Origin of the sequence: Streptomyces adustus (genome assembly GCF_009377175.1) — a bacterium.
GTDB classification, from domain to species: Bacteria; Actinomycetota; Actinomycetes; order Streptomycetales; family Streptomycetaceae; genus Streptomyces; species Streptomyces adustus.
Map to the genome: position 1 here is coordinate 69,219 of NZ_VJZD01000005.1, position 11,855 is coordinate 81,073.

The following is an 11,855-nucleotide window of genomic DNA, read 5'->3' on the forward strand; positions in this document are numbered from 1 at the left end:
GCCGCGAGGGTTTTCCGGCGGAGCCGCAGCTGCGGCGACAAGGGACAGGTGGCTCGGCATAGGCCCTCAGCGGGCTGCCGGGGATGTATTTGCAGGTCAAACCCGGTCATGAGGCTAGCTGGGTGCGGCCGTCGCTCGCCGGACGCCACGAGGTCGCGTCAGGTGCGGGCGGATGAGCAGGTGAGGGGATATCGCCCTTTCCTGTTCGCCGTTTCGGGGGATCGGTACCGCTGACATTAATTCCAGTCTTGTTTAATGAGCAACGGTGACCCGCGTCACACTGCTATGTGTCGCCCTATCTCGTATGTACGGCGGGCGACTCTAGAGGATCTTGAGAAAAATAGTCGACGGGAATTCTCCGGTGATGGGCATTGGGGCAGTGTGAATGCCCGAAGGGGCATCGGCGCTCGGCGCCGTTCGGCCTCACGGGGGGACTCGCCGCGTCGCCGCGGCCGTGGCTTCAATTGTTGAACTTGAAACTATATGGGTGTGCCTGTAGCTCTGTCTGCACATAATCTCCACGAAGGGGCGACATGCACGGCGCGGTCAATGGATTCAGTTATGGGTGGATCACACCCGTCGTGGCGTACGTCATGGCGTGCCTCGGCGGCGCTCTAGCGCTGCGCTGCGTCGCCCGTTCTCTGCTGGTTGAAGGTTCCTTCAAGGCCGGCTGGCTCGTGCTGGGAGCGGCGGCGCTGGGGTGCGGCATCTGGTCGATGCACTTCATCGGGATGGTCGGGTTCCGCATCGTCGATGTGCCGCTCAATTACGACGTGCCGCTGACGGTGCTCAGCCTGGTCGTGGCCGTCGTGGTGGTGAGCCTGGGCGTCTTCCTGGTCGGATACCGCGGAGCGGGACGCGCCACCCTGGGCCTGGCGGGGCTGAGACAGGACTCGGCGTGGCGGCCATGCACTACATCGGCATGGCAGGCGTGACGTTCCAGGGAGGCCTGGACTACCAGCCCGTCGTCGTTGCGGTCTCCGTCGCCATCGCGGTGGTGGCCGCGACGGCCGCGCTCTGGGCGGCCGTGACCGTCCGCGGCTTCCTGCCCAGTCTCGGGGCCAGTCTCGTCATGGGCGTGGCTGTCACCGGCATGCACTACACCGCCATGGCCGGCCTGTCCGTCCACCTGCACGACCAGGGCGTGGTGGAGTCGGGTTCGTCCCTGGCGAAGATGATGGTCCCGATGCTCATCGGGCCGGTCCTCTTCATTCTGCTCGCCGGCGTCATCGTGATGTTCGACCCGCTGCTCGTCTCCGGCGAGGGCCTCGGCAACGCACCGGCCGGACAGCGGAGCGGCGAAGTCCCTTCGGCCTTCGAGAAGTCCGGCAGCCGCCACCGGCGCGACACGTCCGAGTTCTACGGCGGATAGCCGGCCGATCCGACAGGCGGCCGTTCGACGCCGTCGGCTCCGCCCGTGCCGCGGTCCGCGTGCGACAGCGCGGTCCGGGCGGCTCCTGCACCGCACACGCCTCGGCCCGTCCAGGCGCTGGTCGCACTGGACGGGCCGAGGTCAGTGGCTCGGCACCGCGTGGGGCGGCCGGGTCACGGCGGGGGTGGCGGGCGCCTGGCTCAGGCGGCGGAGAGGCCGGCCTTCAGGGCGGTCGCGATGTGGACGACGCGCTCGGCCTGGATGCGGGCGGCCTCACGGGTCGTGTCGTTCACGGGGTTGTTGCCCTGGGCGTCGACGTGCGAGGTGCCGTAGGGGTTGCCGTCGGCGAACTTGGCGGCGTCGGTGTAGCCGGGGGCGACCACGATGCCGCCGAAGTGGTGGAAGGAGGTGTACAGGGCGAGGAGGGTGGACTCCTGGCCGCCGTGGGCCGTGGCGGACGAGGTGAACCCGCTGTAGACCTTGTTGGCGAGCTTGCCCTGCGCCCAGAGGCCGCCGAGGGTGTCGATGTACTGCTTCAGCTGCGAGGCGATGTTGCCGAAACGGGTGGGGGAGCCGAAGACCACGGCGTCGGCCCACTCGATGTCGTCCGGCGTGGCCTCGCGGATGTCCGCAGTGGCGGCGGCGTTGGCGGCCCACGCGGGGTTGGAGTCGATGGCCGACTGCGGGGCCAGTTCGGCGGCCTTGAGCAGGCGGACCTCGGCGCCGGCCTTCTCCGCGTACTGGGCTATCTCCTTGCCGACCTCCGCGATCGTGCCGGTGGAGGAGTAGTAGATGACAGCTACCTTGATCGGGGTGCTCACGGCTTCGTTCTCCGGTTCGCTGGAGTTGTTCGTTCGGTTGCGGCTGAAGATGCCCATGGCGGGTCGCAATCTTGTGGTTCTGTGCCCGCACTCCGGGCGCTTGTTGAACATTAAACCGAATGATCGTTGAATATTGAACCATGTGAGTCTTGCCACACGACGGGCATGGAAGAGCCGACCCCGGCGAACGGCTCCCGACGAGGTGGCCCGGCGCAGAGTGCCCGATCGACCGGACCGCGGTGCCTCTTCAGGCGTCTTGATCGAATCGAGCTTGCCGCGCGCAGACGGTGGCTGCCACGCTCATGGAGCCGGTTCGCACCGACTGTCCTTGGTGCGGACGGGCAGGCGAACAGCCGGTCGGCATGGGCCGGTTGTCTGCGTGACCCCGGGCCGGAGCCTGTGTTCCATGGGGAGACCCGGGGGAGCAGAGCGCCTTGTCACCAGGACCACAGGCCGGCTGGTGCCCCAGGACCGCCCCTGCGGATCTGGTGCGCCCCCACTTGTTGCGTCCCGGCGGCTGTGGGGCGCAGGTGGCCGTCTCCCGCGATCCGGCGACGGTCACCTGCGCGCGCTCCGTCGTCGTGGCGGCGACGGAGACGTGTTCCAGGAGCGACCGGATTTCCGTGCCCGGGCGAGGTCCGGGTTCATGGTCGGGTGCCGTTGCCGAGCGCCGCCGGCAGCGGACAAGGGCAGATCATGACGGGTAGGCCACTTCCCCAGACGGTTTCGCACTGCCTCTCCCGCTGGTACGCCGGTTCCTCGCCGCTCATGGCGGGGAACCCGGCCGTGCCCGGCCGGTCATCCGGCCGACGGCGCGCCCCCGTTCACCGCGCTGACATGCCGGTCTCTCCTTCCCCCGGCTGCCGGCGCGGTCACCGGTGGTCTCTGCCTCACGCGCCCCCCTGTGCCGAGGCAGGGACCACCATCTGCCGTCGCAGGCCCGCCATTGACGAACTGCGCAGCGGTCTTCCGGGGCGTACCGGCGGACGCTCAGGACGATGCTCAGGTCGGGCGACGCTCCGCCCGCAACTGGCGGCCGACGAGGCCCGGCGTCGGAACCGTCCTCCTTGCAGGAGTTCAGTCGGCCTCGTGGCGCAGCGCGAGAAGCTGCGGGATCCGGCGCGTATGCCGTCCAGTGCGAGCGTGAGGCCCGCCAGGGCGCGGACAGCGCGCATGCAGATCAGGCTGTCGGCCTTGCCGGGCTCGAGGTCCTTGCGCTCGGCGACCCCGCAGTCTCGAACGCGATGCGGAGTTCGGCGGGCATGCCGGGGAGATCCGCCGCCAGGCCGAGGGTGTCGACGATGATCACTTCGACCTTCTCGCCGTCGACGGCATGGGTCCCGAAGACGCAAGGGCGGTGCTTGACGGGACTAGGGGACGCGACGGCCGGAGAGCGGGCACGCCGCTCGACGGGTGCGGCTGACAAGGGCGTCCCCGTCGTCATCTGTGACACACACCGACGCGACGCCGATCGGTGAAGGAACCGCTGATCAGCGCACAGGAACACGCGCCGGCTCCCGAGGAACGCCCCGCCTACCCGGAAACGACGTCCCGGAGGTGACGACGGGCCGCGGCCACGACGGCGAAACCGCGGCCGGCGTCGGACCCGCGAGGTCCGCACGGAACCCGAGGCGGCGGCGCCCACCCGTCAGCGGTTCGGCGAGCGGCTGATCTGCCCGGCCAACAGGTGCTCGGCGCGACCGCCGGTCCGCGACGATCAGTGCTCTGCAACGGGGCCCGCAGGCGGGGGACTACTTGAGGCCGATGTCCGCGCAGGCCGCCTCGTACTCGGCGGTGCAGATGTCGGAGACCTTGTAGAAGCCGTCTGCGATGAGCGTGCTCTTGATATTGTCCTTGGTCACGGCGGTCACGGGGACCAGCTGGGCCGGGATGTGCTTTTCGGTGGGGCTGTCGACACGATCCCTGGTGAAGGAGTCGAACAGGATGTTGTGGCCCTGGACCTTGGCGATGGCCATCTGCGCGACGGTGTCGGCCTCGTTCACGTACGGCTTGTAGACCGTCATGTACTGTTCGCCGGAGACGATCCGCTGCACGGCGTTGAGGTCCGCGTCCTGGCCGGTGATCGGTGGCATGGTGGTGACGCCGGCTTTCTTCAGGGCCTTGACGATGCCGCCCGCCATGGCGTCATTGGCGGAGTAAACGGCGGCGATGTGATCCTTGCCGATCGAGTCGATCGCCTCGGTCATGTGGTCCGCGGCATACTCCGGGCTCCAGTCCTTGGTGTCGAACGACGCCGCGACCGTCACCGTGTTCAGCTCGGTGAGAGCCCCTCGCTTGAACTGGGCGGCGTTCGGGTCCGTGGGCGAGCCGTTCATCATGACGATCTTGGCGGAGAGATCGGCGTTCTTGCCTAGGCCCTCCAGCAGCGTGCGGGCCTGCACCTCACCGACGAGTTCGTTGTCGAAGGAGATGTACGCGTCGATCGGACCCTCCGCCAGACGGTCGTAGGCGATGACCGGGATGTCAGCCCTCTTCGCCTTCTTCACCATGCCCGCGATGGCGTGCGAGTCGACCGCGTCGAGCACGATGACGTCGACCTTGTTGTCGATCATCCGCTGCATCTGCTGGTCCTGCACGCTCGCGCTCGCGTCGGCGTTGGCGTAATCGACCCTGCCCTGCTTCTGGGTGAGCTCGGCGACCTTGCTCTTGATGATCGGGTAGTCGAAGTTCGCGAACCGCGTGTTGGTCGTCTCCGGCATCAGCACCCCCACGGTGATGTGGTTGTCCCTTGTGGTTGGGCCGACGGGGTCCGTCGGCCCGTCCAGAGCGCCGCATCCGGCGAGGGAGAGAGCCATCGCGGGGATGGCCGCGAGGGTGGTGGTACGACGCATTGCGGAGCTCACTTCGGCTGTGTTCGGGACAAGGGGCGGCTTCGGGCCTGGATGTTTCAAGACGAATCGCCGACCGTGCGCGACATCAGGTGAACCACCCGTCAGGTGCCACACGCCGCGCCCTGCCCTGGTGAAGGCGGAAGTCGATCGACTACCGAACAGCCTTCACGAACTCCCCGCCCGATGGGAGCCACCGCAGAGCTCTCGGCCCGAACGGCCAACTACTGTGCCCACGAGCGCACAGAGCCGACCGCACCTCGTCAGGCGCGGACCGTCCGCGCACGCATGGTGGCGGGTCCATCACCATGAGCATGCGGAGACTCGGCCGATGTGGGGTTGTTGAACCATAAACCACGTGCTAGTGTCTTCAATGCGTGATTGCACATGGGATCGCCCAATATTGGATCGGTCGATCCAGTCGGGTTCGCGGCATGCGCCCCCCGGGTGGCGAACCTGCACGCTCGGCGTTCGGCAACGTGTCGTGCGCCCTGAAAATGGAATAACCAATCCATAAATAGGGTCCACAGATCCTGCCCCTGCACCTCAGGCCGCCGAGGGTTGCCGGCCCCCCACATGATGAGGAATCCCCCCATGAAGAAGACCCACGTCGCCGCCCTCGTCGGCGGAGCCGCCGCCGTCACCACGCTCGCCACGACGCTCGTCGGCGTTCCCGCGTTTGCGACGCCTGCGGCACACGTGCCGGCGTCCGCCCAGCGTGCGCACACCGCTGATCCGAAGGTGCCCGCCGGCTTCACGGAGCACAAGGTGAAGGTGGGCAAGGTCGGCATCGACTATGTGGAGGGAGGGCACGGCAAGACTCTGGTCCTGCTCCACGGCTACCCGCAGAGCTGGTACGAGTGGCACAAGGTGATGCCGGAGCTGAGCAAGCACTACCACGTGATCGCCCCCTCCCTGCGCGGCGCGGGGAACAGCGACGCACCGGCGTCCGGCTACGACAAGAAGACCATGGCCGAGGACATCCACGGCCTCCTGCGCAAGCTCGGACGCGACCACGACATCAACCTCGTCGGTCATGACATCGGCACGATGGTCGCCTACGCCTACGCCGCCGCGCACCCCGGCGACGTGTCGAAGCTCGTCCTCAGCGAGGCCCCCCTGCCGGACAAGAACCTCTACAAGTTCCCCTCCCTCACACCGCAGGGGCCGGGCTTCTGGAACTTCGGGTTCTTCAACGTCACCAACGGCCTTCCCGAAAAGACCATCAAGGGCCATGAGACGGAGTGGGTCGACGGGTTCTCCGACCTGCTGGAGCACAACAAGAACGGCGTAACGCACGAGGACGCGGCGGTCTACGGGCACTACCTCAAGGACAGCGCCCATCTGCGGGCCAGCTTCGAGTGGTTCCGGACCCTGAACAAGGACGTCGCCGACAACGCCGTCAACAGCCAGAAGAAGCTGAAGATGCCCGTCCTGGCCCTCGGCGCCCAGTACAGCCTGGGCAACCTCGTCCCGGACCAGGTCAAGCAGTACGGGACCAACGTCACCGGCGAGGTCGTCGCCGGCTCCGGCCACTGGCTGTGGGAGGAGAAGCCCGCCGAGATGACCTCGCGCCTGCTGAACTTCCTGGGCCACTGACCCGGACCAACCGACCCGAGCAGGCTCCCTCCCGTCCTGGACACGGACAGGCCCTGGTCCGGCACCGCTGCAACGGTGCCGGACCAGGGCCTGCGAGCGTGACGGGGACCGAGCGACGGACCCCTTCCCCCTCCGATGCCGGGGCGCTGAGAGAGGACCGCGCGACGATGCGTGGTTCATGCCGGGATACGCGTTGATCGTGCAGAAATCCACTCGTCCTCGACCCGCAGGCTGGGAGGCCGACAGCACCGCGGCGTGGCTGACGACCTGGATCCCCCTGGCATCCGGCCGGGAACCGGTCAGGCCATCGCCTCGGCGACGAATTCGCCGGCGGCATGGCGTGTGCGTTCTCCTCGTGGCCGGGCATCAGTACCGTGCGCACGGCCGGAGGTTCGAGCGTGGAGCTCGCCGAACTGTGGGCTCGCGTGCGGTAGGAGGTCCCTTCTGCTACCACCCTGCTACCATGCAGGAATGGCTACCGCGAAGAAGCAGACTCAGGTCCGGCTGGAGGAGGACGTGCTGGAGGCCGGCAAGGCTGCAGCACGCGCCCGTCAACTGGACTTCAACCGGTACGTGGAGCGGCTCATCATCGAGGACACCACCGGTGCCCGCGCCGCCGGCATGGCGGCCGCGCAGCGGTTCATCGACGAGCACGGCAGCTTCCTCGACGATCTGGAGCAGCACCTCGACGCTCCGTACGCCGATCGGCATCCAGGCGCCGCCGCGTGATCCTGCACGTCGACGAATCCTGGATTCTCGAAGTGGCGGAACGGGCCGGGCGCCGCGATCCGGCCCCCGACGACTACGGTGTGCCCATCGCCGCCGTCGCCCGCCATCGCGGAGAACTCCTCGACACCGCCGTCTACGACGGCCCGTACGCCCGTGCCGCCGCCCTGGTGCACACCCTGGGTCGCTGCCGCTGGCTGGAGCGCTCCAACCTCACCGTCGCCTGCGCTGTTGCCGTCATGTACCTCGAAGCGAGCAACATTCCGGTCGGCCCGACCCGCGAACAGCTCACCGCGCTCGCCCACGAGCTGAACAGTCCGCGCTGCAGCGCCGACCGGATCGCCGTCCTCCTGCGGACCTGGAAGCCATGACCGGGACCGGTCATAGGCGTCGGCAGGGGAGCCTGTCGGTGCGGTGATGAGCCATTCAGGGGCGCGTTCGTCCGTGGGCTTGCGAGGAGCCGTCGGTCGGCGTGCGAACGGCAGGTCCGCACGGTCAGGGCCTGCCGGGAAGAGGCACCTCCTCGTCGGCGCGTACCGGCTTCGGAGGTGTTCCGTCGCCGAACGGGCGGCCGCCCAGCTCCTGTCTGTGATGCGGCATGAGCCATTCGGACAGATCAGGGCCCAGCGGCACGATGCCGCTCGGGTTGATGCCGACATGGACTTGGTAATAATGGCGCTTTATATGATCAAAATTGACGGTATCACCGAAGCCGGGCGTCTGGAACAGATCGCGGGTGTAGGCCCACAGTGTCGGTATCTCTGACAGTTTCCGGAGATTGCACTTGAAGTGGCCGTGATAGACGGCGTCGAAGCGTACGAGTGTGGTGAACAGCCGGATGTCCGCCTCCGTGATGGTGTCCCCGACCAGATAGCGCTGTCGTTCCAGCCGGGGTGTCAGCAGGTCCAGGCGGCGGAACACTCCCGCGCAGGCGGCCCGGTATTCCTCCTGGCCGATGGCGAAGCCCGCGCGGTAGACCCCGTTGTTGACGTCCTCGTAGACGCCGGCGATGACCTCGTCGATCTCATCGCGGTGGGCGTGCGGGTAGAGATCGGGTGCGCCCGGCCGGTGCAGCGCTGTCCACTCGGTCGCGAGATCGAGAGTGATCTGCTGGTAGTCATTTGTCACAAGCTGCCCGCTGGGCACGTCCACGACTGCCGGCACGCTCACCCCTCCCGAGTAGCCGGGCTCCCGCTTTTCATAGGCTTCGCTCAGGAAACGGATTCCGAGGACAGGGTCAAGACCGTCCGGGTCGAGGGTGAACCGCCAGCTCCGGTCGTCCTGGATCGGGTCGGTGACCGCCAAGGACAGAGCGTCCTCCAGGCCGAGCAGACGTCTGGAGACCAGCGCCCGGCTCGCCCATGGACAGGCACGGCTGACCACCAGCCGGTAACGGTTCGCCTCGACGGGCCAACCGTCCCGGCCGTCCGCGGTGATCCGATCCGCGAAGTGGCTCTTCGACCGCTTGAACGGCTTCCTGCCGTACTCGCTGTTGCCGCGTGTCCCGCTGTCGCTGCCGTTCATGGGGCGTGCCCTTCCGCCGTCGCAACGTGTGCCCAGTCTTCTACCGGGATCGCCGGTGAGCTACTCGACGTTCGCGGGGGCGGCATCCTGATCCGCCGGAGCTGCGGTGGTGCGCGATCACAGCGGCCTGCGTGGGGGCCGGGGCGACTGGCGTGGGAATGGGTCGGGGCGCGATGGAGTTCTAGTTGAACATTCAATGAAAGCGGGTCGCTGTGCGGCCCGAGTGACCTTTCTGGGAGCAGACAGATCATGGGCCTCTTCGGACGTAAGACCAGCGCCGCGAACACCGCCACCGCCACCGTTGCCGCGAACCCGCACACCGCCGCAGTCGGCGGCGCGTACACCATCGACCCGGCGCACTCCACGTTCGGCTTCGTCGCGCGGCATGCCATGGTCACCAACGTCAAGGGCAAGTTCAACGACTTCACCGGCAGCCTGCACCTGGACGGCCGCAACCCGGCCGCCTCCACCGCGACCATCGACATCACGATGGACAGCATCGACACGGGATCCGCCGACCGCGACGGTCACCTCAAGAGCGCCGACTTCTTCAAGACCGACGAATTCCCGGTGATGACCTTCCGCTCCACGAAGGCCGAAGCGCTGGGCGGGGACGCCTTCAGGATCACCGGCGACCTGACGATCCTCGGCGTGACCAAGCCGCTGAGCATCGACCTGGAGTTCAGCGGCGCCGCCAAGGACCCGTTCGGCAACGAGCGCGTCGGGTTCGAGGGCAAGGCCGAGATCCTGCGCTCCGAGTGGGGCCTGACCTGGAACGCCGCCCTGGAGACCGGCGGCGTGCTGGTCTCGGACAAGATCAAGCTGCACTTCGACATCTCGGCGATCAAGAACGTCTGACACGTGATGCATCGCGGCCGGACCCGCGCTCGCCAGGTGTCCTCGAAGCCCCGCTCCTGCCGACGCCAGGAGCGGGGGAAGCGGAGGCAGGCCCACCGGATGTCCCCTGATCATCACCTGCTGCCCGTGATACGCAGGGCCCGCCGCCTCGGCGGCAGGTTCCGCCGCCGGCCACCTCGACACCTGGTGTACGGGATCAAGGCCCTGATGGCGGCGCTGCTCGCCTGGACCCTTGCGCGCGCGTGGGCTGCCGATGGGCGCCCGTACCTGGCGGTCGCCACGGCCCTGCTCATGGTCAACGCGGACACGGTGTACCGATCAGTGGCCAAGGCGCTGCAGAATGTCGTCGCGAAGGTCGCCGGTCTGGCCCTGGCCCTCATGACGGTCCAGCTCCTGGGAGCGACAGCGGGTGCCATCGCAGTCATCGTCCTCGGCACCGTCCTGGTGGGTCCCCGCCGCACAGCCGACAGCCGCCGACAGGTCGCCTCCACCGCCGTCGTCGGGCTGGCCGCCACGGCGGGCGATCCCATAGGCGGCCTTGTCTCCCCCCTGCTCCAGACGCTGAGCGGCGCGGTGGTGGGCATCGTCGTCAACGCGCTCGTCCTGCCCCCGCTCCATCTGGACGAGTCCGACTCCGCCGTACAAGAACTCGCCCACGCCATGGGAAACCTGCTGAGCGACATGGGCACCGGTCTGGCCCGGGAGCAGCTCGGATCCAAGGCCCATGTCTGGCTCCACCGGGCGCGCGAACTCGAGAAGCACCTGACGCATGCACAGGAGCAGGTACGGCAGGCTGACGAGAGCCTGCGGTGGAACGCGCGCGGCGTCGCCCGAGCGCGACGCAGCGATGTGACCTATGGAGAACTGTTCGGCGCCCTGCGCGGAGTGCTCCTCCAGGTACGCGGAATCGCCCGGGCCCTAGCCGACAACGCCCACGACCGCCGCGCCGATCACCACCTGGGGCATCAGTTCCTCGATCGCTACGCCGAGACCCTGCAACTGGCCGGTGCGGCGGTCCGGGGACTCGTCGAGCCGTACGCGGCAGGGGACCCGTCGGAGACGGACCCTCGGGAACGGCTGCGCAAGGCGATCGAGGGTGCGCTGACGTGGCACGAGACCATGACGGAACTGATCCACCAAGGGACTCTCACCAAGCCGGGCGCCTGGCACGTCTACGGCTCGCTCATGACGGACGTGGAAAGGCTGCTGTTCGACCTGGACTACGCGGGCACACGCCGGACGCATGGTCAGCGCGACGCCGCGACATGGATCTCGGCAACGTAGCCAGGAGCTCTGCGGTGACGCCATGACGGCCTGCCGAAAGACGACGATCGTTCCGGCTGCTCCCCGTGTCGCTCCGTATCGGCCTGAGCCAGGACAGAGCCACAACGCACGACCCCGTGCAGGCAGGCGCGCACACGATGCGAAATACGACCGGCGCATGACACATGAGTCTTTAGCGGTAGGGCCGGCGTTGTGGGTATGAGTCTTGATGAGCGGGTACGGTCCGCCGCGGCCACGTTCCTGTACGCGGCCGGCGAGTCGCAGACCGGACCCGCCGCTGCTCCGGGGACGAGTCAGGATCAGGTGAGCTGCCGTCAGTCAGTGTCGCCGTTGCGGACCTTTCCGGGGGTGTGGCTGAAGGTGTCCCAGATCGACGGGGCGCGCCCGTCCGCGGCGGCGGCGCCTTCCACCTGGTAGGCGGCTGTGGCCGCGCCCCAGACGAAGTCGGTGGGGAAGGCGGTGGCCGGAGCCGGACGGGTTGCGGTCTCGGGCTGTACGGCAGTCATGGTGAATCGCTCCAAAATTACGGATGGTGGACCGAGGGTTCGGTCGATGACCCTGGTGTCAGCCCTTGACGGCGCCGGCCATGATGCCCCCGACGATCTGCTTGCCGAAGATCACGAAGACCAGGAGCAGCGGCAGCGTGCTGATCAGTGCGGCGGCCATGACCCACGATGGCACCTTCCGTGATGACCGCCCGGCACAATCCACTCCCGTGGCGGTGAGGGGTGACACCAGCACGGTGCAAAACCGTGAAGTCATCGACTCCGGGCGCACAGCTGATCGCACGGAAGGGGCTGGTCGCCCTTACGGGCAGGATTG

General features: G+C 67.8%; 8 protein-coding genes and 3 pseudogenes. 6 read left to right on the forward strand and 5 right to left on the reverse strand.

Going from position 1 to position 11,855, the window contains the following annotated elements; all coding sequences use genetic code 11:
- The first annotated feature begins 533 nt into the window (after positions 1-533).
- Positions 534-1,372: pseudogene (locus tag FNH09_RS02580) on the forward strand (MHYT domain-containing protein).
- A gap of 200 nt (positions 1,373-1,572) precedes the next feature.
- Here FNH09_RS02580 and wrbA read toward each other — a convergent pair.
- A complete protein-coding gene (gene wrbA / locus FNH09_RS02585) occupies positions 1,573-2,193 on the reverse strand; it encodes an NAD(P)H:quinone oxidoreductase (protein WP_162468022.1) in 621 nt (206 codons plus the stop codon).
- A 1,751-nt stretch (positions 2,194-3,944) separates the two neighbouring features.
- A complete protein-coding gene (locus tag FNH09_RS02590) occupies positions 3,945-5,045 on the reverse strand; it encodes a sugar ABC transporter substrate-binding protein (RefSeq protein WP_152884645.1) in 1,101 nt (366 codons plus the stop codon).
- A gap of 591 nt (positions 5,046-5,636) precedes the next feature.
- Between FNH09_RS02590 and FNH09_RS02595 the strand changes: the two genes are divergently transcribed.
- The 3 genes from FNH09_RS02595 (at position 5,637) to FNH09_RS02605 (ending at position 7,738) form a co-directional block, all read left to right on the forward strand.
- Positions 5,637-6,641, forward strand: coding sequence for an alpha/beta fold hydrolase (locus FNH09_RS02595; RefSeq protein WP_152884648.1), 1,005 nt, complete (start codon positions 5,637-5,639; stop codon positions 6,639-6,641).
- 471 nt (positions 6,642-7,112) lie between these two features.
- A complete protein-coding gene (locus tag FNH09_RS02600; protein WP_238426407.1) occupies positions 7,113-7,370 on the forward strand; it encodes a hypothetical protein in 258 nt (85 codons plus the stop codon).
- Positions 7,367-7,738 carry a fic family toxin-antitoxin system, toxin component gene (locus tag FNH09_RS02605; RefSeq protein WP_162468019.1) on the forward strand — a complete coding sequence of 124 codons (372 nt, stop codon included), beginning with the start codon at positions 7,367-7,369 and terminating at the stop codon, positions 7,736-7,738. Before FNH09_RS02600 ends, FNH09_RS02605 begins: the two co-directional genes overlap by 4 nt.
- A 124-nt stretch (positions 7,739-7,862) precedes the next feature.
- Here FNH09_RS02605 and FNH09_RS02610 read toward each other — a convergent pair whose 3' ends face one another.
- Entirely contained in the window at positions 7,863-8,891 is a 1,029-nt protein-coding gene (locus FNH09_RS02610; protein WP_152884650.1) for a glutathione S-transferase family protein, read from the reverse strand.
- Between the two features lie 249 nt (positions 8,892-9,140).
- On the opposite strand from FNH09_RS02610, the gene FNH09_RS02615 reads away from it, so the two are divergent.
- Together FNH09_RS02615 and FNH09_RS02620 are read left to right on the forward strand one after the other, a co-directional pair.
- The gene (locus tag FNH09_RS02615) at positions 9,141-9,749 is read left to right on the forward strand and encodes a YceI family protein (RefSeq protein WP_152884652.1); all 609 of its coding nucleotides are present in this window, start codon (positions 9,141-9,143) and stop codon (positions 9,747-9,749) included.
- Positions 9,750-9,848: 99 nt separating this feature from the next.
- The gene (locus FNH09_RS02620) at positions 9,849-11,033 is read left to right on the forward strand and encodes an FUSC family protein (protein WP_162468020.1); all 1,185 of its coding nucleotides are present in this window, start codon (positions 9,849-9,851) and stop codon (positions 11,031-11,033) included.
- 320 nt (positions 11,034-11,353) lie between these two features.
- Here the strand turns inward: FNH09_RS02620 and FNH09_RS02630 are convergent.
- Positions 11,354-11,539 (reverse strand): annotated as a pseudogene (locus FNH09_RS02630) (family 1 glycosylhydrolase); the annotation flags it as partial.
- A gap of 58 nt (positions 11,540-11,597) precedes the next feature.
- A pseudogene (locus FNH09_RS02635) lies at positions 11,598-11,708 on the reverse strand (carbohydrate ABC transporter permease); the annotation flags it as partial.
- Between the last annotated feature and the right edge of the window lie 147 nt (positions 11,709-11,855).

Excerpts from the sequence above, each read along its gene's own strand:
- FNH09_RS02590 (WP_152884645.1), bottom strand. The coding sequence starts at position 5,045 with ATGCGTCGTACCACCACCCTCGCGGCCATCCCCGCGATGGCTCTCTCC.
- FNH09_RS02595 (WP_152884648.1), top strand. The coding sequence starts at position 5,637 with ATGAAGAAGACCCACGTCGCCGCCCTCGTCGGCGGAGCCGCCGCCGTC.
- FNH09_RS02600 (WP_238426407.1), top strand. The coding sequence starts at position 7,113 with ATGGCTACCGCGAAGAAGCAGACTCAGGTCCGGCTGGAGGAGGACGTG.
- FNH09_RS02610 (WP_152884650.1), bottom strand. The coding sequence starts at position 8,891 with ATGAACGGCAGCGACAGCGGGACACGCGGCAACAGCGAGTACGGCAGG.
- FNH09_RS02615 (WP_152884652.1), top strand. The coding sequence starts at position 9,141 with ATGGGCCTCTTCGGACGTAAGACCAGCGCCGCGAACACCGCCACCGCC.
- FNH09_RS02620 (WP_162468020.1), top strand. The coding sequence starts at position 9,849 with ATGTCCCCTGATCATCACCTGCTGCCCGTGATACGCAGGGCCCGCCGC.